This is a genomic window from Blautia sp. AF19-10LB (assembly GCF_003461245.1).
In the GTDB taxonomy this organism is placed as follows: domain Bacteria; phylum Bacillota; class Clostridia; order Lachnospirales; family Lachnospiraceae; genus Blautia_A; species Blautia_A intestinihominis.
Genome location: NZ_QTWS01000005.1, coordinates 101,805 through 124,443, shown reverse-complemented (window position 1 = coordinate 124,443; position 22,639 = coordinate 101,805). Strand labels below are relative to the sequence as shown.

The 22,639-nt window shown below is 42.7% G+C and carries 18 protein-coding genes; 14 read left to right on the top strand and 4 right to left on the bottom strand.

Annotation, left to right across the window (positions count from 1 at the left end; all coding sequences use genetic code 11):
* Positions 1 to 52 precede the first annotated feature (52 nt).
* Positions 53 to 943 carry a dihydrodipicolinate synthase family protein gene (locus DWX28_RS05000; protein WP_022215738.1) on the top strand — a complete coding sequence of 297 codons (891 nt, stop codon included), beginning with the start codon at positions 53 to 55 and terminating at the stop codon, positions 941 to 943.
* Between the two features lie 42 nt (positions 944 to 985).
* Entirely contained in the window at positions 986 to 1,993 is a 1,008-nt protein-coding gene (gene yiaK, locus DWX28_RS04995; RefSeq protein ID WP_118252044.1) for a 3-dehydro-L-gulonate 2-dehydrogenase, read from the top strand.
* A gap of 55 nt (positions 1,994 to 2,048) precedes the next feature.
* Here the strand turns inward: yiaK and DWX28_RS04990 are convergent, their stop codons facing one another.
* Positions 2,049 to 3,089, bottom strand: a complete 1,041-nt coding sequence (locus tag DWX28_RS04990) for a LacI family DNA-binding transcriptional regulator (RefSeq protein WP_118252043.1) — start codon at positions 3,087 to 3,089, stop codon at positions 2,049 to 2,051.
* Positions 3,090 to 3,366: 277 nt separating this feature from the next.
* Between DWX28_RS04990 and DWX28_RS04985 the strand changes: the two genes are divergently transcribed.
* From DWX28_RS04985 to DWX28_RS04950, 8 genes are all read left to right on the top strand, one after another.
* Positions 3,367 to 4,689, top strand: a complete 1,323-nt coding sequence (locus tag DWX28_RS04985; protein ID WP_118252042.1) for an ABC transporter substrate-binding protein — start codon at positions 3,367 to 3,369, stop codon at positions 4,687 to 4,689.
* Positions 4,689 to 5,588, top strand: coding sequence for a carbohydrate ABC transporter permease (locus tag DWX28_RS04980; protein ID WP_118252041.1), 900 nt, complete (start codon positions 4,689 to 4,691; stop codon positions 5,586 to 5,588). The genes DWX28_RS04985 and DWX28_RS04980 overlap by 1 nt, the downstream gene beginning before the upstream one ends.
* A complete protein-coding gene (locus DWX28_RS04975; RefSeq protein WP_022215743.1) occupies positions 5,560 to 6,411 on the top strand; it encodes a carbohydrate ABC transporter permease in 852 nt (283 codons plus the stop codon). Before DWX28_RS04980 ends, DWX28_RS04975 begins: the two co-directional genes overlap by 29 nt.
* A gap of 6 nt (positions 6,412 to 6,417) precedes the next feature.
* Positions 6,418 to 7,512: an ABC transporter ATP-binding protein gene (locus DWX28_RS04970; protein WP_118252040.1), complete on the top strand. Its 1,095-nt coding sequence runs from the start codon at positions 6,418 to 6,420 to the stop codon at positions 7,510 to 7,512.
* Positions 7,513 to 7,523: 11 nt separating this feature from the next.
* Positions 7,524 to 7,760: an HPr family phosphocarrier protein gene (locus DWX28_RS04965; RefSeq protein ID WP_022215745.1), complete on the top strand. Its 237-nt coding sequence runs from the start codon at positions 7,524 to 7,526 to the stop codon at positions 7,758 to 7,760.
* A gap of 17 nt (positions 7,761 to 7,777) precedes the next feature.
* Positions 7,778 to 9,085 (top strand): glycoside hydrolase family 32 protein, encoded by a 1,308-nt coding sequence (locus DWX28_RS04960; RefSeq protein ID WP_118252039.1) that lies wholly within the window; start codon positions 7,778 to 7,780, stop codon positions 9,083 to 9,085.
* A 195-nt stretch (positions 9,086 to 9,280) separates the two neighbouring features.
* Positions 9,281 to 11,695, top strand: a complete 2,415-nt coding sequence (locus DWX28_RS04955; protein WP_118252038.1) for a GH36-type glycosyl hydrolase domain-containing protein — start codon at positions 9,281 to 9,283, stop codon at positions 11,693 to 11,695.
* Between the two features lie 12 nt (positions 11,696 to 11,707).
* Positions 11,708 to 14,407, top strand: coding sequence for a GH36-type glycosyl hydrolase domain-containing protein (locus DWX28_RS04950; RefSeq protein ID WP_118252037.1), 2,700 nt, complete (start codon positions 11,708 to 11,710; stop codon positions 14,405 to 14,407).
* Between the two features lie 93 nt (positions 14,408 to 14,500).
* On the opposite strand, the gene DWX28_RS04945 is transcribed toward DWX28_RS04950, so the two are convergent.
* The gene (locus tag DWX28_RS04945) at positions 14,501 to 15,241 is read right to left on the bottom strand and encodes a helix-turn-helix domain-containing protein (RefSeq protein WP_118252036.1); all 741 of its coding nucleotides are present in this window, start codon (positions 15,239 to 15,241) and stop codon (positions 14,501 to 14,503) included.
* 153 nt (positions 15,242 to 15,394) lie between these two features.
* On the opposite strand from DWX28_RS04945, the gene DWX28_RS04940 reads away from it, so the two are divergent.
* From DWX28_RS04940 to DWX28_RS04925, 4 genes are all read left to right on the top strand, one after another.
* Complete coding sequence (locus DWX28_RS04940; RefSeq protein WP_118252035.1) at positions 15,395 to 16,756, top strand: ABC transporter substrate-binding protein; 1,362 nt, start codon at positions 15,395 to 15,397, stop codon at positions 16,754 to 16,756.
* Positions 16,757 to 16,814: 58 nt separating this feature from the next.
* Entirely contained in the window at positions 16,815 to 17,777 is a 963-nt protein-coding gene (locus tag DWX28_RS04935; protein ID WP_022215751.1) for a carbohydrate ABC transporter permease, read from the top strand.
* Complete coding sequence (locus DWX28_RS04930; RefSeq protein WP_022215752.1) at positions 17,774 to 18,619, top strand: carbohydrate ABC transporter permease; 846 nt, start codon at positions 17,774 to 17,776, stop codon at positions 18,617 to 18,619. The genes DWX28_RS04935 and DWX28_RS04930 overlap by 4 nt, the downstream gene beginning before the upstream one ends.
* A 119-nt stretch (positions 18,620 to 18,738) precedes the next feature.
* Positions 18,739 to 21,162: a glycoside hydrolase family 3 protein gene (locus tag DWX28_RS04925; RefSeq protein WP_118252034.1), complete on the top strand. Its 2,424-nt coding sequence runs from the start codon at positions 18,739 to 18,741 to the stop codon at positions 21,160 to 21,162.
* Between the two features lie 5 nt (positions 21,163 to 21,167).
* Here DWX28_RS04925 and DWX28_RS04920 read toward each other — a convergent pair whose 3' ends face one another.
* A complete protein-coding gene (locus DWX28_RS04920; protein WP_118252033.1) occupies positions 21,168 to 22,244 on the bottom strand; it encodes a CdaR family transcriptional regulator in 1,077 nt (358 codons plus the stop codon).
* A complete protein-coding gene (locus DWX28_RS04915) occupies positions 22,241 to 22,621 on the bottom strand; it encodes a diguanylate cyclase domain-containing protein (RefSeq protein ID WP_022215757.1) in 381 nt (126 codons plus the stop codon). The genes DWX28_RS04920 and DWX28_RS04915 overlap by 4 nt, the downstream gene beginning before the upstream one ends.
* Positions 22,622 to 22,639: the final 18 nt, after the last annotated feature.

Genomic DNA, 22,639 nt, shown 5'->3' with positions numbered 1-22,639 from the left:
TAACAAGATCATTCAATCCAAAAAATATAGCAACAACGAGGAGGAAAAAACAATGGGATTTGTACCAAGAGGAATTATTCCACCAATCATCACACCACTTACAGATGACGGAGAAGTAAACTATCCAGTACTGCGTCAGATGGTCAATCATCTGATCGACAACGGCGTGCATGGTCTGTTTCCACTGGGAACGACCGGAGAGTTTTACGCATTCGATGACGATACCTATCGCAAGATCCTTGAAACAGTCAAAGATGAGACAAGAGGTCGTGTTCCGGTTTACGGCGGTGCAAACCATATCACAACAAGAGGCGTTATCCGTCTGGTAAAGATCTGCGAAGAAGTTGGCGTGGATGCAGTTTCCGTACTGACACCAATGTTTGTATCCCAGACACAGGACGAACTGTACGCTTACTATAAGGAAATCGCAGAAAGCACTTCACTTCCGATCATCCTTTACAACAACAAACCAAAAACAAACGTAACTATCACACCGGCAACTGTTGCAAAACTGGCTGAGATCGACAACATCGTTGCAGTCAAGGACAGCACCGGTGATATGACAAATGCAGCAGAGTACATCCGTCTGACAAGAGACAACGACAACTTCCATGTACTGATGGGAAGAGACACTCTGATTCATGCAGCTCTCTGCTATGGAGCAACAGGCGCGATCGCATCCTGTGCAAACGTAGCTCCACGTATCGCAGCTGATATCTACGACAAATTTATGGAAGGTGATCTCAAGGGATCTTTGGATGCACAGTTTGAACTGGCACCGCTCCGTATCGCATGCGGTATGGGCACTTTCCCGGCTGTTATTAAGGAAGGGCTTGTACAGCAGGGCATCCCGGTTGGCAAGTGCCTGGCACCGATCGGAGAGCTGACACCAGAAGAGAAGGAGAAACTTCATCAGGTTCTGGTTGACATGAAGCTTGTTTGATGATATAAAATCTCCAGATAAATAAAAAGGCAGGAATGTAAAATGCGAGTTTTCTACGAAGAAATGAAAGAAAAATTACAGAGCATTCTTGTGAAATATGGTTTCGATGAGAAACGTGCAGAGGAATCGGCGAAGAATTTCGCCGATTCTTCTTTAGATGGAGTGTATTCTCATGGTTACCAGCGTTTTCCAAGAGTGATCGATTATATTCAGAAAGGCTACATTGACGTAAATGCAGTGCCGGAAAAAATCATCGGCTTTGGTGCCGTGGAACGATGGGACGGCCATCTGGGAATGGGAAATCTCAATGCAAAAATGGCAATGCAGCGTGCGGTAGAACTGGCGGCACAGCTTGGGATCGGTATGGTGGCGATGTCCAATACCAATCACTGGATGCGCGGGGGTGCCTACGGATGGCAGGCAGCGGAAGCAGGATGTATCGGAATCTGCTGGACAAATACCTGTCCAAACATGCCGGCATGGGGAGCCATTGATGGAAGGATCGGAAATAATCCATTCGTTCTGGCTGTTCCGGATCAGAATGGAGAGCATGTTGTTGTTGATACTGCGATGGCACAGTATTCTTACGGCAAGCTTTCTGTATGCAGGCAGAATGGAGAAAAACTTCCTTATCCGGGTGGTTACGATGAGGAAGGCAGCCTGACCTGCGACCCGGCAGCCATCGAAAAAACAAGAAGAGTCGTCCCGATCGGCTACTGGAAAGGTTCTGGCCTCTCGATCGTACTGGATCTGATCGGCGGGATACTCACACTCGGAAGAACTGTGACAAAAGTAGGACAGGAATGCGAATCGGAATACGGCCTGACGCAGGTATTCATCGCGATCCGCCCGGAAGTCCTGAATCAGGATCCAGACAAAGCACAGGAAATCTTAAACGAGACACTGAAAGATATCCAGGCTTCCATTCCGGAAAAAGAAGGACATACCGTCCGATATCCAGGACAGGGAACACTCATCCGACGCAGGGAAAATCTGAAGAACGGAATCCCGGTCAACGAGGAAATATGGAAAAAGATATGTGAATTATAAATAGCACAATAAAACTCCGGTCATGAAGAAATTTGTGACCGGAGTTTTGAACATATCAGGGTGTTTTTACAGGAAGCGTTGTTTCGCGATGAATCAATATCGGTGGAATGATCTGGTGGACTGGTTCGGAAGAAAGTGCAGGTTTCCTTTTGTGGCTTTCTTTGATCTGAACGTTCAGGATTTCCATAGCGGCAGCGGCAATCTTGTCGATCTGCTGTCCAACCGTACTGATCGGAACGATGGCCTCTCTTGAGACAGGAGAGTCATCAAAACCGATGAGCTTATAATCATCAGGAAGCTTTCCGTATCGCCGGATCAGATGATGAAGTACGATATTGGCAAAAGTATCGTTTGGAAGAAAGATTCCCTTGGTTTTGCCGGTATATCTGATATCAATATCGTCAATCAGGTTCTTGAGAATCTGGGACGTTTCTTCATAACTGTGTCCTGTATCGGTAAGGATCAGTTCATGTGGGATTTGGTATTCTTTACAGATATCAGTAAATCCTTTGATACGTCCGTAGGATGGAATCTGCGAAGAAAACTCTGCGTTAATATGAATGAGTACATCAGCTCCGATTTTTGCCAGAAGACTGGTTGCCTGCACCCCGCCCATGTAGTTGTCTGTATTGACACTGCTGACATACTGATCTTCTCTTTCGATTGTTACGATAGGAATATTATAGGAGGCGAGTTCACGGGATGGTATCGTATGACTGAGAATGATCATTCCTTCAATCTTGTAGGAAAGGAGCTCCTGGATATATTTTCGCTCATTTGTCTCCTGGTCATCTCCTGTGAATACAAGAAACTTGTAGCCAAAAGTTTCGTAAGTTTTTAATATCTGGTTCAGAACTTCAGAATAGTAGTGCATATAGAGGTTTGGGATGATAACCCCGATAAATTCTGTTTTTCCGTTTGCGAGGATCCTCGCAACTTTATTTTCTTTATAGTTTAATTTCTCAAGAGCATCCGCAATGATCTGCTGGTTTTCCAGGGTAAGAGAGTCCGGATTATTGAAATATCTGGAAATCGTTGTTTTGGAAAAACCGGTATATTTTGCAATATCGCTGAAAGTTATATTTTTTTTCCCCATAATAACAGAAGAGTCCTTTCAATAAAAAAACTGAATAGTATTATATTGCTTAAGAGTATAACAGAAATTGTGGTTTATAACAAGGACAAGCAATACAGAAGTGGTTAAGTAACCGGTTTTGTAAAAAATCAACAAAGGAAAAATACAGAATTTGTATATATCAATGAAAAAATAAGAGAATACTTGACGAAATCATATTCTGATGATATTATCAATTTATAAAGTAACCGGTTACTTTACCGGTTACACAAACAGCAGAAAGGAAAAGGAGGAGAACATGAAAAAAACAAAACTGATTCTTCTTGCCGGTCTGGCAATGGCAGTCAGTATGACGGGATGCCAGAAAAAGGAAGTAAAGCCTGGCGATGTGGCAGGATACGATGAGGGCGAACAGTATCTTTCTATATGGGTACACAGTATTGAGGATACTCCGGAAGGACAGGTTTACAGGGAATCTGTAGACAGGTTTAACGAGAAATATAATGGCAAATATTTTGCAGATATTGAATTTATTCCGAGAAATGACAGCGGCGGCGGCTATTCGGATAAGGTAAATTCATCGGTGCTCTCAGGAGGACTTCCGGATGTTCTTACACTGGACGGACCGAATGTTGCTGCATATGCAGAGAACGGTATCATCCAACCTCTGGCAGACCTGACAGAGGAGGAGAGGGGCGAGTATCTGGAATCCATTCTGGAGCAGGGAACTTATGATGACAAGCTCTATGCACTTGGAGTCATGGAATCCAGTGTAGGCCTTTATTACAATAAAGATATTCTTGAGGAGGCCGGGATTGAAGTGCCGGATGCCGACCATCCATGGACAAGAACGGAATTTATGGATATTCTGGCAAAACTGAAGCCAATAATGGATGAGAAGAAGGGATATCCGATTGATATGACTTTCCCGGTAGGTGAAGCAAGTATTTATTATTATGCACCATTTATCTGGGCAAATGGCGGCAATCTGGTAAGTGATGATGGAATGACTGTAGATGGATATTTTAATTCAGAGAAAAACGTTGAGGTTATGAATTATTTCCATCAGATTGTAGAGAACAAATATATGTCAGAAGCTCCGGTCGAAAAGCTTTTTGAAAGCGGAAGAGCAGCCTTCAAATTTGATGGTGCATGGGAAGTCAATACCATATATGAGAACTATCCGGATGTGAACCTCGGTGTGGCACCTTATGTAGTAGGAGATGACTGGGATGGTGAGAGATATACACCGACAGGATCCTGGGCATTTGCGGCTTCTTCTGCGACAGATAATATTGAAGGAGCAACAGAGTTGGTCAAATGGATGAGTGGTGTGGAAAGTGGTGTCAGAATCTGGAATGAAGCAAAATCACTCCCATCAACATATAAGGCATTTGATCAGATCGATATATTCCAGACAGACGAAAATTACAAAGCACTGTACGAGCAGCTGAGTAAATACGGACACCCAAGACCAAAAACTCCTGTATATCCACAGGTAAGTACATCCTTCCAGCAGGCACTTGAAAGTGTCGGACTTGGCGGCAAGGATGCACAGACAGAACTGGATAAATCTGTAGAAAGGATTAACGCGAAACTGGAACGTTATACGAGAGAATAATGAAGAAAAAAGAATCAATCTTAGGAATGGCTTTCTTTGGCCCGGCACTGGTACTTCTTATACTGTTTTTATTTCTGCCGATGGTGTTGACACTGGTGTTCAGTTTTACCGATTACTTTGCACTGAACCCGGATATGACACATTTCGTAGGACTGGAAAACTACATAAATATTTTTAAAGACGAATTATTTGTAAAATCATTTTTTAACACGGTAAAATTTGTAATTATCATCGTTCCCTGCCAGTGTATCGGAGCACTTGTTCTGGCACTTGCAATCAATAAAGTTACGCATTGCAAGAAATATTTTAAAGTAGCATTTTTTATCCCTGTTGTCATGTCTTTGGCAGTTGTATCCACACTCTGGATGGATATTTACAGCCCTGAGGGCATCCTGAATACAATGCTTGCACACCTTGGAATCAGTGCACAGCCTTTTATCCACAGTGCAAAGCAGGCACTTCCGTCCATCGCAGTTATGAGTGTATGGCAGGGTGTCGGATATCAGATGATTATCTTCCTTGGCGGACTTCAGAATATCAATCCGGCACTTTATGAGGCAGCAGAGATGGATCATGCAAGTGGATGGCAGAAATTTAAAGACATCACACTTCCGGAACTGAAACCTCTTTGCGTTTTCGTATTTATCACAGTTACAATTGGCGCGTTCCGTATGTTAGTACAGCCGATGGTAATGACCGGCGGTGGTCCGGACCATTCAACCTACACTTTGGTATATGATATTTATGAAACTGGTACAATGAACTGGGAGATGGGACTTGCATCTACCATGGCAATTGTCTTTACAGTCTTTGTTGTTGTACTGACTATCATACAGAATGTACTGACTAAGGGAAAGGAGGAGAAAAAACATGTTAACAAAAAAGCAAAAAACATTTAACTGGGTTCTGGCAGTTTTTCTTCTGCTGCTCTCCATATTCTTCCTGTTTCCGGTAATCTGGATGCTTGCAAACTCTTTTAAACCGGATGCAGCGATCACAGCGGATATGAATTCTGTGGCAGCATTTATTCCGCCTGCTTTAAACGGAAATTATTTTGAAAACTATATTACGATTCTTACGGACACCAATTTCCTCCGTTATATGCTTAATACTTTAGGATATGCGGCACTTTTGATCGTACTCGGCGTGATCGTCAACGGGCTTGCCGGTTATGCACTGGCAAAGATTAATTTTCCATTTCGTGACCAGTGGCTTCTGATCATTATGATGCTTCTGATCGTACCAACAGAAACAGTTATCACGATTCACTTTCTGATCATTGCAAAAGCAGGTCTTCTGAATACAGTTATCGGATATGTACTTCCAATGATCGTGAATCCATTTAATATTTTCCTTTTCCGTCAGGTGTTTGTAAGCCTTCCGGATGACGTTTACGAGGCAGCTCAGCTTGATTTCTGCAGCCCGGTAAAATACTTCTTCACAATGGTGCTGCCGATGTCAAAGACAGTTGTTGCAACAGTAAGTGTTTTTACATTCCTCGGAGTATGGAATGATTATCTCTGGCCGTCACTTGTATTCACATCCAGTGATCTTCTGACCGCACAGATCGGTCTGAACTCAATCACATCCAATGACAATACAACAATGGGTCAGACACTTGCAGTGATCACCCTGATCACAATTCCTGTTATTATCATTTATGCACTGTTCTCAAAACAGATTGTAGAAGGTGTAACTTCAACCGGTTCCAAGGAGGGTTAATGAATTATGAGTTTTATAGAATTTAAACATATCGGAAAAAAATATGCAGGAGCAGATAAGAACTCCGTAAGTGATTTCAACCTGGAAATCAATGAAAAAGAATTTATTGCATTTGTCGGACCATCTGGATGTGGAAAATCAACAACACTTCGCATGGTAGCCGGATTTGAGGAGATTACAGAAGGTGATCTGTATATTGATGGAAAAAAAGTAAACGAAACTGCTCCGAGAGACCGAGGTATTGCAATGGTATTCCAGAACTACGCACTGTACCCGCATATGACAGTAGAGAAAAATATCGGATATGGTCTGAAGAATATGAAAATGCCGGCAGATCAGATCAAGAAAAAAGTAGACTGGGCGATTGATATTCTGGGACTGCAGGAATTTCGTTACAGAAAACCGAAGAATCTTTCCGGTGGACAGAGACAGAGGGTTGCACTTGGTCGTGCCATCGTAAAAAATCAGAAAGTATTCCTGATGGATGAGCCTCTTTCCAACCTGGATGCGAAACTCCGTGTCAGTATGAGAACAGAGATCAGCAGACTTCATCGTGAGATGGGAGCAACTACAATTTATGTTACACATGATCAGGTTGAGGCAATGACAATGGCAGATCGTATCGTCATCATGAAAGAGGGCGTGATCCAGCAGGTTGGAAAACCAATGGAGCTTTATGATCATCCGGTAAATAAATTTGTAGCTGGATTTATCGGATCTCCGCAGATGAACTTCTTTGATGTGACAGTAAAAGGAAATGAAGTTACATTTAAGGACGGAAATAAACTTACACTTCCGGAAGCTATCATCAATAAACTGAACGGCAGGGAAGGTGAAATGACACTTGGAATCCGTGGTGAGGATCTCAAGATGGATGCACAGAATCTGGAATTATATAAAGAAAATAAAATGAGAGCTGTGATCACAGATACGGAAGTTATGGGAAATGAAAATAACCTGTATTTCCAGTTTGGAGGCTGCCAGGCAGTTGCGAGAGTTTCAAAGTATGAGATCAGCCAGGTCGGAGATGAAATTGAGTTTGTATTCATGCCGTCCAAAATTCATTTCTTTGATAAGGAAACTGAGGTAAATTATTTATAGGAGTGACAGTAATGGAAGAAATCAGGATATTTTTGGGTACGATTGAGAGAGTCAAAAATTTTGTGAATGAAGTGAGTCATCTGGAATGCGACGTGGATATTGTTTCCGGAAGATACGTGATCGATGCAAAATCTATCATGGGAATTTTCAGTACAGATCTGTCCAAACCGGTCAATGTAAGAATTCATGCACAGGGAGCCGAAGCAGAAAAAGCCCTGCAGGTAGTCCGAAAATATGCAGAAGAATGAGAAAGTGAGTACAGAAAATGCAGAAAATATATGTAAAACCAAAAGACTGCTGGATGAATGACCCGAATGGTTTTATTTATTTCAAAGGTCTGTATCATTTGTTCTATCAGTGCTTTCCTTATGCACCGCAGTGGGGAAGAATGCACTGGGGTCATGTTGTCAGCAAAGATCTTGTAAGCTGGGAAAATCAGGGAATAGCGTTGTATCCAAGTAAAACAGATGACAGAAGTGGGTGTTTTTCTGGAACAGCTGTTGAAAATGATGGGAAGATGCAGCTGTATTTTACCGGAGTAAATTATCTGGTTGAAAATCCTGAGAATATCAATCACTGTGTAGATGAGCAGTTTGTATCCGCACAGCTGATGATCACTTCTGAGAATGGATTTGATTTTGATAACATTGGGGATAAGAAAACAGTTCTTCCGGTCATCCATGATGCAAAAACCGGTGATGCGAGACATACCCGAGATCCGAAGGTCTGGAAAAATGGCGACAGATGGTATATGATGCTTGGAAGCACAATTGAAGATAAGCAGGGAAGACTTCTGTTCTTTACTTCAAAAGATGGCGAATCCTGGAAATATAAAAACTCTGTTACCAAAGAGAAATTTGGCTGGATGTGGGAATGCCCGGATTACTTTGAAGTGGACGGAAAACAGATAGTAATCTTTTCACCAATGGGATTTCTGAAAGACGGAAAAGCAGATGATGCACAGGCGGTCTGTATGCAGGTGAAATTTGATGAGAAAACATGTCAGATGGAACTTCCGGATGAGTACCAGCTTATGGACTATGGAATGGATCTTTATGCACCACAGAGCACCCTCGATGAGGAGGGAAGAAGAATCCTGACTGCGTGGCTTCGCATGCCGGAGCCGGTGGATGGGAAATGGCAGGGAATGATGTGTATTCCAAGAGTTGTAGAAGCGAAAGAGAATCACATTTATTTTCGTGTCCATCCGAATATTCAGGCAGCATATACAAGAGAAATCTCCGCACCGTATGAAGCAGATGAAAGCGGATATCGTGTAAGATTTTCTCTGAAAGATGGTGAAAAGGTAAACATTGGCGGATACATTATTTACAGAGAAGGCAGCAGGATTTGTACTGACAGAAGCAGCCTCTACAGAAAATTTACGAATCACAGAGTACAGTTTACAACACCTGAATTAAAAGAAGGATTTGAGCTTGAAGTATATGTAAACCCGAACCTGATTGAAGTCTTTGTAAATGACGGTGAAGCGGTAATTTCCAATACCGTGTATGATCTGGGCAAAGAAATAGAGACAGATGTAAAAATGAGAATAGAAACTCTGGAAAAATAAAGAACTCCGGTCATGAAGAAATTTGTGACCGGAGTAACTGTTTACAGGTAATATTCCGCAGTTTTTGAGTATAACAAAGACTTTCATGTCACGAATCTGATATTTTCAGCTTGTATTTTGTATATTCAAAATATGATATAGGGTATAGTGTAAGAAAAATCAGGCGAAGAATAGCTGGAACAGGAGATGAGAGATATGAGATATGGATATTTTGATGAAGCAAAAAAGGAATATGTGATCACACGTCCGGATACACCGGCACCGTGGGTAAACTATCTTGGCTCACCAGAGTATGGGGCAATCGTTTCAAATAATGCAGGAGGATACAGTTTTGCAAAATCTGGAGCAAATGGAAGAATCCTGAGATATATTTTCAATCAGTTTGATCAGCCGGGACGGTATATTTACCTTCGCGATAATGAAAGTAAAGATTACTGGTCTGCATCCTGGCAGCCGGTAGGCAAAGATCTGGAGACGTACAAAAGTGAATGTCATCATGGGACAGCATACACAAAAATGATGGCAGATTACAGTGAAATTCACTCAGAAGTAAGATATTATGTGCCGTTGGAGCGGTCTTATGAAGTATGGAGTCTGGCAGTAACAAACTATTCTGAGAAAAAACGTGAACTTACAGTAACAGGATATGCGGAATTTACCAACAACAGTAACTATGAACAGGATCAGGTAAATCTTCAGTATTCTCAGTATATCACACAGACGGTTTTCAGAGGGAACCGTGTACGTCAGATGATCCACGCAAACCTGGATCGTCTGGAAGAAGGTGAAAACATTGATAACAAAAATGTATTTAACAGATTCTTCGGACTGGCAGGAGCTGACGTGAATTCCTGGTGCGGAGACAAAGAAAGCTTTCTCGGAAGATATCACGGATATAACAATCCAGAGGGCGTGATCACGGGAAAACTCAGCAATAAGGGAAATTATAATGAGAATAGCTGTGGAGCACTTTCAACAGTTTTAAGCCTTGCTCCGGGGGAAACAAAAGAAATCACTTTTCTTGTTGGAATGAAAGGTGATGCAGAAGCGGGCGAGATCGTGGAGCATTACAAAAACTGCCAGGATGTATGTAAAAGAGAACTGGAAGAACTGATCGAATACTGGCATGGTCAGCTTTCTCACTTCCAGATCAGAACCCCAAGTCCGGAATTTAATACCATGATCAATACATGGAATGCATACAACTGTTTTATGACCTTTATCTGGTCACGGGCAGCTTCTTTTACCTACTGTGGACTCCGCAATGGATATGGATATCGCGATACAGTTCAGGATATTCAGGGAGTGATTCATCTGGCACCGGAGATGGCGGTGGAAAAAATTCGATTCATGCTTTCAGCACAGGTGGATAACGGCGGTGGACTTCCGCTTGTAAAATTTACACATAACCCGGGACATGAAGATACTCCGGACGATGCTTCCTATGTACAGGAAACAGGACATCCGGCTTATCGTGCAGATGATGCGCTGTGGCTTTTCCCTACAGTCTATAAATATGTTTCAGAAACAGGCAATGTGGCATTCATGGATGAAGTGATTCCGTTTGCAAACAAAGGTGAGGCAACCGTATATGAACATCTGAAACGTGCAATTGCATTTTCTGAAAATCATCTTGGAAAACATGGAATGCCGGCAGGTCTTTATGCAGACTGGAATGACTGTCTCAGACTTGGAAAAGATGGAGAATCAACTTTTGTAGCACTGCAGTATTATTACGCAATGACGATTCTCAGAGAATTTGCAGAATACAAAGAGGATAAAGAATATATTGAATATCTTAACGAAAGTCAGAAGAAACTTGGAAAACTGATCCAGGATCTCTGCTGGAATGAAGACCGCTTTATCCGTGGATTTACAGAAGATGGAGCTGTGATTGGAAAGCGCACAGATCCGGAAGCGAATATGTGGCTGAATCCGCAGAGCTGGGCGGTGATCAGCGGTCTTGCAGACGATGCACAGGCAGATCTTGCACTGGATATGGTTTATAAGAGACTGAATACAGAATATGGAGCAATCCTGATGGATCCTCCATATCATGCTCATGCATTCGAGGGTGCACTGGCTGTGATCTATAATGCAGGAACCAAGGAAAATGCAGGGATTTTCTCACAGTCACAGGGATGGATCATTCTTGCAGAAGCTCTGAGAGGACATGGAGAGAGAGCTTTTGGCTACTTTATGGAAAATGCGCCTGCGGCACAGAATGACAGGGCAGAGATCCGAAGGCTGGAACCATACTGCTATGGACAGTTTACAGAGGGAAAAGCAAGCCCGAATTTCGGACGCTCTCATGTACACTGGCTGACAGGAACAGCATCTACCGTTATGGTAGGGTGTGTAGAAGGTATCCTTGGTATGCGTCCTGACTTTGGCGGACTGCGAATTGCACCATCTGTTCCGAAAGAATGGGATAAATTTGAAATTGATAAAGATTTCCGCGGATGTAAACTTCATATTACAGTCCATAATCCGGGACACGTGGAATCTGGTTTCAAGAAGATGATCGTCAATGGAGAAGAACTGGGAGAAAATTATATTCCTCAGGAAAAGCTTACAGAGATTACAGAAGTAGAACTGTTCATGTCATAAAAAGGAGACAGCATGAAATATATAAAATTTCAGGATAAAAAAGGAACGTTTACCATTCAGAGTCCGGAAAACTACAGTGGTCTGTATTTTCCGCTGGCGGGTGATGGGGGACTGAAATCCAGTATCACTCCGAACCTTGGAGGAGACAGCAAGACAGATCAGAACCATTTTCTTTTGGAACCGGTAAGTATTGAAAATCTTCACAATAATCGCAGTACCAGAAATTTCTGGTGTCGTATAGAAGGTAAGGGATGCTGGTCTGCAACGGGAATTTCAGCAGAGCAGGAATTACAGAAATTTACAGAAGCTCAGGATAAAAGCATTCTGGAAGCCGGTTTTATGTGGCAGAAAGTGACCAGAACTTCTGCAAAATATGGTCTTCAGTCAGAAATCACTTCTTTTGTTGATGTGGACGGAGCAGCAGAGATTGAACTGGTCAGAATAAAAAATATATCTGAAGAAGTGACAAAAATAACTCCGATCGCTGCAATACCACTTTATGGAAGAAGCGCGGACAATATTCGAGATCATCGTCATGTGACATCGCTTCTTCACAGAATCAATACAACAGAATATGGTGTGGAAGTCACACCGGTTCTGTCTTTTGATGAAAGAGGTCATCAGAAGAATCATACCACCTATTTTGTATATGGATATTCAGAAAAAGGCGATGCGCCGGAGGCGTTTTATCCTACTGTGCAGGAGTTTATAGGAGAGGGCGGTACCTATCTGAATCCAGAAGCAGTAAGAGAGAACAAGCCAGGCAGAAAGGCAGGAAGCAGAGCTGAGGGAAAAGAGGCAATGGGAGGCATCCGCTTTGCGGATGTTGAGCTAAAGCCGCAGGAAACAGCAGGTTTTATCATACTGGCAGGACTGACAGAGAAGAAAGAGAGTATTGCCAAAACTGTCGCAAAATACAGGACAGAAGAACAGGTGGAGAACGTTCTTGAAGAGGTGAAATCCTACTGGCAGAAAAAAGTAAATGTATCTTATGAAACCGGTGATGCAGATGCTGATAACTATATGAAATGGATCAGCTTTCAGCCGGTACTGCGAAGAATCTATGGCTGTTCTTTTCTCCCATACCACGACTATGGAAAAGGCGGACGGGGATGGAGAGATCTCTGGCAGGACTGTCTTGCACTCCTGATCATGAATCCGGCTGTAGTGCGTCAGATGATTGTTGCCAACTATGGCGGTGTCCGCATTGACGGAACAAATGCCACGATTATTGGAAATAAACAGGGAGAATTTATCGCGGACAGAAATAATATTGCCCGTGTCTGGATGGATCATGCATTCTGGCCGTTTGGAACGACGAAGCTGTATATCGACCAGACCGGTGATATGAATATTCTGTTTGAAAAAGTTCCATATTTCAAAGATCTTCAGTCAGGAAGAGGAACAACACACGATGAAGAATGGAATACAGCTTACGGAAAACAGCAGAAAGTAGAGAGCGGAGATATTTATTTCGGAACAATTCTGGAGCATATTCTTCTGCAGAATTTAACTGCTTTTTATGATGTGGGTGAGCATAATGAAATGAAACTCCATGGAGCCGACTGGAACGATGCCATGGATATGGCGTGGGACAATGGTGAGAGTGTGGCGTTTACCTGTGCCTATGCAGGAAATATGAATAACATTGCAGACTGCCTGGAAAACCTGGAACGCATAAGCGGAATTAACCGGGTTGAGATTGCCAGTGAAATGGAATGTCTGTTTTCCTGTGGAAGAGATCTATATGAGAATGCAGACAAAAAAAGAGAACTGCTGGGTTCTTACACCAAAAAGTGTGCACACAACATCAGCGGCGACACAGTGATTGTCAGAATTGATGAGATAGTCAGAAATCTGCGTGAAAAAGCAGAATGGATGATGGAAAATATCCGAAAGAATGAATGGATCACAGATGGTGGAGACGGATGGTTCAATGGTTATTATGATGACCACAAGAATCCGGTAGAGTGCTGCGAAAAAGATCGTGTACGCATGATGCTGACCAGCCAGGTATTCGCGATCATGAGCGGAACTGCAACAAAAGAGCAGACTGCCGCGATCAGCAGAAGTGCAGATAAATATCTGTTCGATGAGAAAGCAGGCGGTTATCGACTGAATACAAATTTCAGAGAAGAGAAATTTGATCTCGGCAGGATGTTCGGCTTTGCCTATGGTGAAAAAGAAAACGGAGCTGTTTTCTCTCACATGGCAGTCATGTATGCAAATGCTCTGTACAGTCAGGGATTTGTAAAAGAAGGATATAAAGTGCTCAATACACTTCTTCATGCGGCAATGAACTTTGAAAGCAGCTATATGTATCCAGGTCTTCCTGAATATTTTGACAGTGATGGAAGAGGGCTGTATGCATATCTTACCGGTGCAGCAAGCTGGTATATGCTGACCATGATCACAGAAGCTTTTGGAGTAAGAGGAGAGATTGGCAATCTTGTGATCGCACCAGCACTTATGGCAGAACAGTTTGATAAAGAAGGAAATGCATCACTCTATCTGGAATTTGCAGGAAAGAAATTTGAGGTTCACATTTCCAATCCAGACAAAAAGGAGTATGGAGAATATCAGATTGTTCAGGCGTACTGTGACGAAAAAGAAATAGAAAAAAGAGCAGGCGGAAGTGCCTGCATGAAAAAAGAGACGATTGAACAGTTGTCTTCAGATGAGACACATAATATTACTATAGTATTACAATAAAAACAACCCGACATTATGTAGCAAAATGACATAATGCCGGGTTGTTTTCTGTTTTTCTCAATGCCGGAGAGAGACAGAGGCATGTCTGCTGGTCTACCACATGGATTTGTAGTATTTGTCGCGGTATTTCTTTGGTGTCAGTCCTGTATAGCCTTCAAAAATCTGTATAAAGTGACTCTGTGAGGAAAAGGAAAGATACGCCGCAATATCCACGATAGACTGATCAGAATATCTGAGAAGATGAGTGGCTTTTTCTATTTTCTGTTCACGGATGTAGTCACTGATCGATACACCAAGATTCTGCTTGAATATACGGGAAAGATAATTGCAGGACAGCCCTGTATGTTCAGCCAGATCCTGAATGGTGATTCTTTCTTTTATGTGACTGTAGATATAGTTGATGCATTCAATGACAGGTTTGGACAGAACAGAACTTTTTTTCTGAAGAAGCATTTTTCCGGTAAAATCTTTTGCCATAATATGGTGGAGGTCTGCAACTTCACGGATCGAGGTACAGGAATCCATTTTTAAGATATAGAAGTCACTGAGGCGATAAGCCTGCTCCGGTTCCAGTCCTCCGTCAATGCAATAACGGGTCAGCATGGCGGTGGTTACCACAAAATGATATTTGATATTGGTCAGAGGATTTCTTGAAAGGACACCAGTTCCTTCGAGATGAAGAAAGGAATCGTTTTTGCAGTTTGCAGTGACAGTCTCCATGTCTCCGCTTCGGACTGCATTATAAAAAGAGTATTCTACGGAGGGAGAACGGTGCAGGATCTCCATATCATCGTTTTTCATTTCAGTGTGGTACCAGTCTTTTGAAATTGCCATAAACATCACTCCTTAATGTGTTGATTTTTTATATTATGACATGAATCTGACATTTTGTTAAGATTAATAATATATTTTGAATGTCAAAAATGATATAGTATCATCATCAAAGAGAAAACAGTGAAAAATGCTTTGAACAAGGAGGAATTTTTAATGAAAAGAAAATTTGTATCTGTAATCCTGACAGCAGCAGTTGTTGCAGGAACACTCTCAGCAGCAACTGTAGTAAGTGCGGATTCCGGAGAAGGAAAAGTGATCAATATTTATTCCTGGAATGATGAATTTCGTCAGAGATTGGAAGCTGTATATCCGGAAGTAGAATCTACATCAAAGGATGGAACAGTTACAACACTGAAAGATGGAACAGAGATTCACTGGGTCATTAACCCGAATCAGGATGGCGTTTACCAGCAAAAACTGGATGAAGCATTGATGAACCAGGCGGATGCGGCAGACGATGACAAAGTAGATATTTTCCTGTCAGAGACAGACTATGTAAATAAATATACAGACAAAGATGCAGATGTGGCAATTCCACTTAAAGACCTCGGAATTGATCCTGACAAAGATCTTGCAGATCAGTATGATTTTACAAAAACAACAGCATCTGACACTGATGGAGTACAGAGAGGTTCTACATGGCAGTGCTGCCCGGGAACTCTGGTATATCGTCGTGACATCGCAAAAGATGTATTTGGAACAGATGATCCGAAAACAGTAGGCGAGAAATTAAAGGACTGGGATACAACAAAAGCAACAGCAGAAGAACTGAAAGCAAAAGGATACTACACATTTGCTTCTTATGCAGATACATTCCGTCTGTATGGAAACAGCATCGAAAATTCATGGGTAGAGCCGGGAAGCACAACGATCAAAGTTGACCAGAAGATCATGGATTGGATAAGTGATTCAAAAGAATGGCTGGATGCAGGATATCTGAACAAAACTGTAAAAGGTCAGTGGAACGATGACTGGAACAAAGCTATGAGCTCTGACTCCAAAGTATTCGCATTCCTGTTCCCGGCATGGGGAATTGACTTTACCCTGAAACCAAACTGGGATGGCGAAGACGGTGCCTGGGCTGTTACAAACCCACCGCAGGAATACAACTGGGGCGGATCTTATATCCATGTAGCAACAGGAACAGACAACACGGAACATGCAAAAGATATTATCCTTGCTCTGACTGGAAACAAAGACAACCTGTTAAAGATTTCCCAGGACTATGCTGACTTTACAAATACAAAATCCGGTATGCAGGAGGCTGCTTCTGACGATGCATTCGCTTCTGATTTCCTCGGTGGACAGAATCCATTTGAATATTTTGCACCGGTTGCAGAAAACATCAAAATTGCCCCGCTTTCCCCTTATGATCAGGGCTGTGTAGAGCTGATCCAGAATGCTTTCAGCGATTATTTCCAGGGAAATGTTGAGTTTGACAAAGCAAAATCAAACTTTGAAACAGCAATCATGGAACGTTATCCGGAAATCACAGAAGTACAGTGGCCGGAATAAATGATCAGATCAGCAGGGTACAGAGTGCCCTGCTGTTTATTGGAAAGGAAAGGCATTTATGAAAAAAAAGAAAAAAAATATTGATTACGGAAAATGGGGCTTGTTATTTATTCTTCCATTTTTTATCGCGTATCTGATATTTTCTCTTATTCCTTTGATCGATACTGTAAGATACAGCTTTTTCGAATATTATCGTTCGGGTATCAAGGTAGTAGGTCCGAATTTTGTCGGCATGAAAAACTACATCAGTCTTTTGAAATCAGATATGTTCCTGTATGGAAAAAACACATTGATCCTGTGGCTGATCGGTTTTGTTCCGCAGATCGTGGTTGCACTTGTACTTGCCTGCTGGTTTACAGATCTTCGAATGAAGATCCACGGCAAACAGTTCTTTAAAGTAGTTATTTATCTGCCGAACCTGATCATGGCGTCTGCATTTGCCTTATTATTCTTTACGATGTTCTCTACCAATGGTCCGGTCAACTCTATTCTGCTGTCTCTGGGTGTTCTGAAAGCACCGATTGATTTCCTGGGTTCTGTTCTGGGAACAAGAGGACTGATCGGATTTATGAACTTTATGATGTGGTTTGGAAATACAACGATCATGCTGATGGCGGCAGTTATGGGTGTAAGTGTGGAGGTCTATGAGGCTGCTGATCTGGATGGATGCAATGGAATTCAGAGATTTTTCTATATTACACTGCCAATGATCCGTCCGATCCTTGCATACACACTGATCACATCTATCATCGGTGGTCTTCAGATGTTTGATGTTCCTCAGATCCTGACAAACGGACAGGGTAATCCGGACAGAACATCCATGACACTGATCATGTTCCTGAACAGTCATCTGAAGAGCAAGAATTATGGAATGGCAGGTGCATTATCTGTTTACCTGTTCATCATCAGTGGTATCCTCTGCTTCTTTGTTTACAGAATGACCAATGACAACGATCCAGATGGTTCAAAAAAGGCAGCTAAGAAACGTGCAAAAGAAGAAAGGAGAAGAGCAAGATCATGAAAACAAATTCAGGAAAACGTGTGATGAGCATTTTCGCACATATTGTACTCATTCTCTTATCTTTTATGTGTCTGTTTTTCTTTGCGATTCTGCTTATCAATGCAACGCATTCACATGCAGAACTGCAGAAAGGCTTTTCTATCATTCCGGGTAAACATTTTCTGGATAACCTGAAAAGTGTGGCAAATGATGGAAGCTTTCCAATGTTCAGAGGAATCATTAACAGTGTGATCGTGTCCGGATGCTCTGCAGCATTATGTACATACTTTTCTTCCCTGACTGCATATGGCATTTATGCTTATGATTTCAAGGGAAAGAAAGTTGCTTTTACTTTCATCATGGCAATCCTTGTTATGCCGACACAGGTAACTGCAATGGGATTCCTGAGACTGATCACAAAGATGGGAATGTATGATTCACTTCTTCCGCTGATTATTCCGTCCATTGCTTCACCGGCAGTATTTTACTTTATGTACAGTTATTTACAATCTTCTCTTCCGCTGTCACTGGTGGAAGCTGCCAGAATTGACGGATCTGGAGAGTTCCATACATTCAACCGTATTGTACTTCCAATCATGAAACCGGCGATCGCAGTTCAGGCAATCTTTACCTTTGTTGGATCATGGAACAACTACTTCGTACCGGCATTGGTTATCCAGTCCAAGAACAAGATGACGGTTCCGATCCTGATTGCAACATTACGAGGTGCTGATTACATGAACTTTGATATGGGTAAGATTTACATGATGATCACTGTTGCTATCGTACCGATCATTATTGTTTATCTGCTTCTGTCAAAATATATCATCGCAGGTGTTACGCTGGGTGGCGTAAAAGAGTAAAAAATAAAAGTTATCATCAGTCAGAAGAACGCAGCAGGATATTCTTGTATAAAGGATAAAGAATGCTGTCGTTCTTTTGTTGTATAAAATAAATTCAAACGTTAGCAGGAGGATTATATATGAAAGATGTATGGGGACACAGTGGAAGTATGGATCAGAGTCTGTCTGAACTTGAAATCAGACACCGGACTCTGGCAAGAGAAGCGGCGGTGGAAGGTATTGTACTTCTGAAAAACGAAGGAGTACTTCCTCTTTCCACAGCTTCAGCTATTGCACTGCTTGGAAGTGGGGCAGAAAAGACTATTAAAGGCGGAATTGGTTCCGGTGATGTAAATAACAGAGAAAATATTTCCATTTATCAGGGAATGAAAGAAGCAGGTGTGACTATTACCAGCGAGGACTGGCTGGAGGATTATGAAGAACGTTATAAAAACGCACGAAATGTCTGGAAAGAAAAAATCCTTGAGGATGCAAAGCACGTAGATAATCCATTTGATGCATACGCAAGCAACCCTTTTATTCTTCCGGAAGGACGGGCTGTTGAAGCAAAGGATATAGTAGATGCAAAAGCAGCTGTGTATGTGCTCAGCCGTATTTCCGGAGAGGGTAAAGACCGCCGCAGGGTAAAAGGAGACTATTATCTGAGTGAGAGAGAAGCAGCAGATCTTTTTTTCCTGAATGAAAAAAAGATTCCGGTCATCCTGCTTCTGAATGCGGGTGGTCCGATCGAACTGACTGACATTCTGGAAAATACAGAGAACATAAAGGCAATCCTTAATATTTCCCAGCCGGGGCAGGAGAGTGGATATGCGGTTGCAGACATCCTGCTGGGAAACTGTGTACCAAGTGCGAAACTGACGACAACCTGGGCGAGAAGATATGAAGACTGCCCTTTTGCAGAGGATTACAGTTATCTGAATGGAAATCTGGATACCGAAGAGTACAAAGAAGGGATTTTTGTCGGATACCGTTATTTTGACAGCTTTGGCAAAAAGCCACTGTTTCCGTTTGGATTCGGACTGTCCTATACAGAGTTTAAAATAGAATTCAAAGGGATTGAGACTTCGGAGAAAGAACTTACAGTTGAAATGAAAGTTACTAATATCGGAGATACTTATGCAGGAAAAGAAGTTGTGCAGATTTATGCATCTCTTCCTCAGACAGAGGTAAAGAAAGAATATCGCCGTCTCGTTGGGTATGCAAAAACAAAGCTTTTGCAGCCGGGAGAAGCTGAAACATTGAAGATCACAGTTGGACAGAAAGAACTGGCATATTTTTCTGAGGAAAAACATCAGTGGATCGTAGAAAAAGGAACCTATGGTATCTGGACCGGAAACAGTTCTGTATCTCTCGAATACAGCAGCACTGTGAAAGTAGAGCAAAGTGTATCGTTGGAGGATACCTGTGTCCTGGAAAACACAGCAGAGATAGAAGAAGAACTGTGGAAAACGTACGAATGCAGAAAAACAACGGCAGATAACAGCCATTGTATTGTTTTTACACCGCATCCAGAAGAGAAAAAAATATACAGATCAGCTTATGCCACGGAACAGATGGCAGAAGATCTGATTCCTCTTCTCTACGGAAATATTGCAGAAACAACAAGTACTCTGGGGGCAGCAGGAATCCGCGTTCCGGGAACCGCAGGTGAGACAACAGAAGGACTTCTTGACAAGTATGGTGTTCCATCGCTGATCATGGCAGACGGGCCGGCAGGTATCCGATTGCAGCAGCACTATGAAGTGGACAGGGCAACAGATACCGTTTATGGAATTGGTGTACTGGGGGCACTGGAGAATGGCTTCCTGGTAGACAGAGAAGAGCATGAGGGTGCTGACCAGTATTATCAGTACTGCACTGCATTCCCGGTAGGAACTGTAATGGCTCAGACATGGAACAGAGATCTGATGCAGAGATTTGGAGAAGCGGTTGCACTTGAGATGGAAGCATTTCACGTCAATCTGTGGCTGGCACCGGGTCTGAATATCCACAGAAATCCTCTTTGTGGACGAAATTTTGAGTATTATTCAGAAGATCCGTTCCTCTCAGGAACGCTGGCAGCATCTGTAACAAAAGGTGTGCAGTGCCGTAAGGGATGCGGTGTTACAATTAAGCATTTTGCATGTAATAATCAGGAAGACAACCGCATGGGGGTGGATGTAAAGATTTCAGAGAGGACACTCAGAGAAATTTATCTTCGTGGATTTGAAATTGCAGTGAAAGAGGGTCAGCCGGCAGCAATCATGTCTTCTTACAATCTTGTCAATGGAGTGCATGCGGCGAACAGCAAAGATCTGTGTACCAGAATTGTCCGGAAAGAGTGGGGATTTGATGGAGTTATCATGTCCGACTGGAATACAACCGTACCGGAAGATGGAAGTGTTGCATGGAAATGTGCTGCAGCAGGAAATGACATCATCATGCCTGGAAATGCAGAAGATGCCGAAAGTATTCGCGAAGCATACAGAAACGGAGATCTTACAGAAGAAGAAATCCGTTCCTGTGCAGGCAGGATTCTTGAACTGATCAGTCAGCTGGCATAGAATTGTTACATCTTTAGTGCCAGATACAGCCGCACAGCATCCTGAAACTCCCGCGGGTTGTATCCGCATTTCTTATGGATATGATTGAGCCGATACTGGATTGTATTCTTATGCAGATACGTTTCCTCGCAGGTCTTTTTGAGGGACATGTCACAGGAAAAGTAAATACGAAGTAATTCAAGGTCTTCCGGAGAAAGCTTATCGAGGGTTTTCTCCAGGAAGGCTTTTTTGTTACGGGAATTTATGGAGGCGAGGATCAGTTCCAGATCCAGAGAGGAAGCCTCTGCATAGTTAGATCCGGCAGGTATGGATTTCAGTGCAATCTCGGCAGAAAAAGCAGAATCTGCGATTTCATGGATTGAGGACGGGTTTCCCACAGCTATGCACAGAGTGCCTGCATATTTCTGTGCGAAATCCAGCAGAATCTGTCTTTGCCGGTGGAAAACCTTGTCTTCGATGACAGCAAGATACTCATCCGGGTACACAAAAGTAAAAAGCTGATTGTCAAGCTTCTGAAAAAGCCGGGAGATGGCAGTGTCCAGAGAAGCGGAGAGTGCAGGTCCATTGTCAGAATGGATTTTCAGGCGAAGAAGCTGCCAGGACTTTTTTTCACTGATGTTCCACCGGGTTAGATTTTCTCTGAGATAATCCGGGTGGATATCCTCATGGTCGATCAGCCCGCGCAGGATATAGCTTTTTTTGTCAGATTCTGTGCGGTTAAAAGCGTCCAGTTCCTTCTCACGGATCAAAAGCCGGGTGATCCGTTCAGCCAGTTTGGCATATTTGCGTACTTCATCGGGATTTCCGGTGATACCGATGACGGCGATCATCTTGTGATTATGGTAGACAGGAAGATTGACACCCTGCTGTGTGCCGGTAAAACGGTCATTTTCCCGAACTTCGATCACAGTACCGCGCTCGGCCGTCTGCTGTCCGATTTCATGAAAGGTCCCGATGCGTGTCGCATCTGTGCTGGCAAAAATCGTCCCGGAACAGTCAATGAAATTCACGTTCTGTCCGCACAGATCCCGGACGGTATCTACGATCTGCTGTGCGAGTGCTCTGGTGATGTAAGGTGTCATGGTGTTGCTCCTCGTGCTGCTTTGTGGGCTTTTTTAGTCTGGTACATTTTCTGGTCGGCGAGATTGATATAGTCATTGAGAGAGAATACAGGATCGTCAGCGATGACACTGCCAATGCTTGCTTCAATTGGAAACGAGAAATGACTGGCAGAAGAAAGTTCAGCCAGAGCGTGCTGGATATTTTGTTCCAGTTGATGAAGCTTTCTTATGTCAAGATCAGGAACGACACATACAAACTCGTCGCCACCATAGCGCATACATATGGAACCGACAGGACAGTTCTGCCGGAGAACGGAAGCAAAGCGGCGGTATCCCTCTACCCAGGCATAGGTAACGTAACGTTTCCAGCCGTCTGTGATAAGTGCTATTTTTTTCATGATAAAATACCCCATTAT

Excerpts from the sequence above, each read along its gene's own strand:
- DWX28_RS05000 (WP_022215738.1), top strand. The coding sequence starts at position 53 with ATGGGATTTGTACCAAGAGGAATTATTCCACCAATCATCACACCACTT.
- yiaK (WP_118252044.1), top strand. The coding sequence starts at position 986 with ATGCGAGTTTTCTACGAAGAAATGAAAGAAAAATTACAGAGCATTCTT.
- DWX28_RS04990 (WP_118252043.1), bottom strand. The coding sequence starts at position 3,089 with ATGGGGAAAAAAAATATAACTTTCAGCGATATTGCAAAATATACCGGT.
- DWX28_RS04985 (WP_118252042.1), top strand. The coding sequence starts at position 3,367 with ATGAAAAAAACAAAACTGATTCTTCTTGCCGGTCTGGCAATGGCAGTC.
- DWX28_RS04980 (WP_118252041.1), top strand. The coding sequence starts at position 4,689 with ATGAAGAAAAAAGAATCAATCTTAGGAATGGCTTTCTTTGGCCCGGCA.
- DWX28_RS04975 (WP_022215743.1), top strand. The coding sequence starts at position 5,560 with ATGTTAACAAAAAAGCAAAAAACATTTAACTGGGTTCTGGCAGTTTTT.
- DWX28_RS04970 (WP_118252040.1), top strand. The coding sequence starts at position 6,418 with ATGAGTTTTATAGAATTTAAACATATCGGAAAAAAATATGCAGGAGCA.
- DWX28_RS04965 (WP_022215745.1), top strand. The coding sequence starts at position 7,524 with ATGGAAGAAATCAGGATATTTTTGGGTACGATTGAGAGAGTCAAAAAT.
- DWX28_RS04960 (WP_118252039.1), top strand. The coding sequence starts at position 7,778 with ATGCAGAAAATATATGTAAAACCAAAAGACTGCTGGATGAATGACCCG.
- DWX28_RS04955 (WP_118252038.1), top strand. The coding sequence starts at position 9,281 with ATGAGATATGGATATTTTGATGAAGCAAAAAAGGAATATGTGATCACA.
- DWX28_RS04950 (WP_118252037.1), top strand. The coding sequence starts at position 11,708 with ATGAAATATATAAAATTTCAGGATAAAAAAGGAACGTTTACCATTCAG.
- DWX28_RS04945 (WP_118252036.1), bottom strand. The coding sequence starts at position 15,241 with ATGGCAATTTCAAAAGACTGGTACCACACTGAAATGAAAAACGATGAT.
- DWX28_RS04940 (WP_118252035.1), top strand. The coding sequence starts at position 15,395 with ATGAAAAGAAAATTTGTATCTGTAATCCTGACAGCAGCAGTTGTTGCA.
- DWX28_RS04935 (WP_022215751.1), top strand. The coding sequence starts at position 16,815 with ATGAAAAAAAAGAAAAAAAATATTGATTACGGAAAATGGGGCTTGTTA.
- DWX28_RS04930 (WP_022215752.1), top strand. The coding sequence starts at position 17,774 with ATGAAAACAAATTCAGGAAAACGTGTGATGAGCATTTTCGCACATATT.
- DWX28_RS04925 (WP_118252034.1), top strand. The coding sequence starts at position 18,739 with ATGAAAGATGTATGGGGACACAGTGGAAGTATGGATCAGAGTCTGTCT.
- DWX28_RS04920 (WP_118252033.1), bottom strand. The coding sequence starts at position 22,244 with ATGACACCTTACATCACCAGAGCACTCGCACAGCAGATCGTAGATACC.
- DWX28_RS04915 (WP_022215757.1), bottom strand. The coding sequence starts at position 22,621 with ATGAAAAAAATAGCACTTATCACAGACGGCTGGAAACGTTACGTTACC.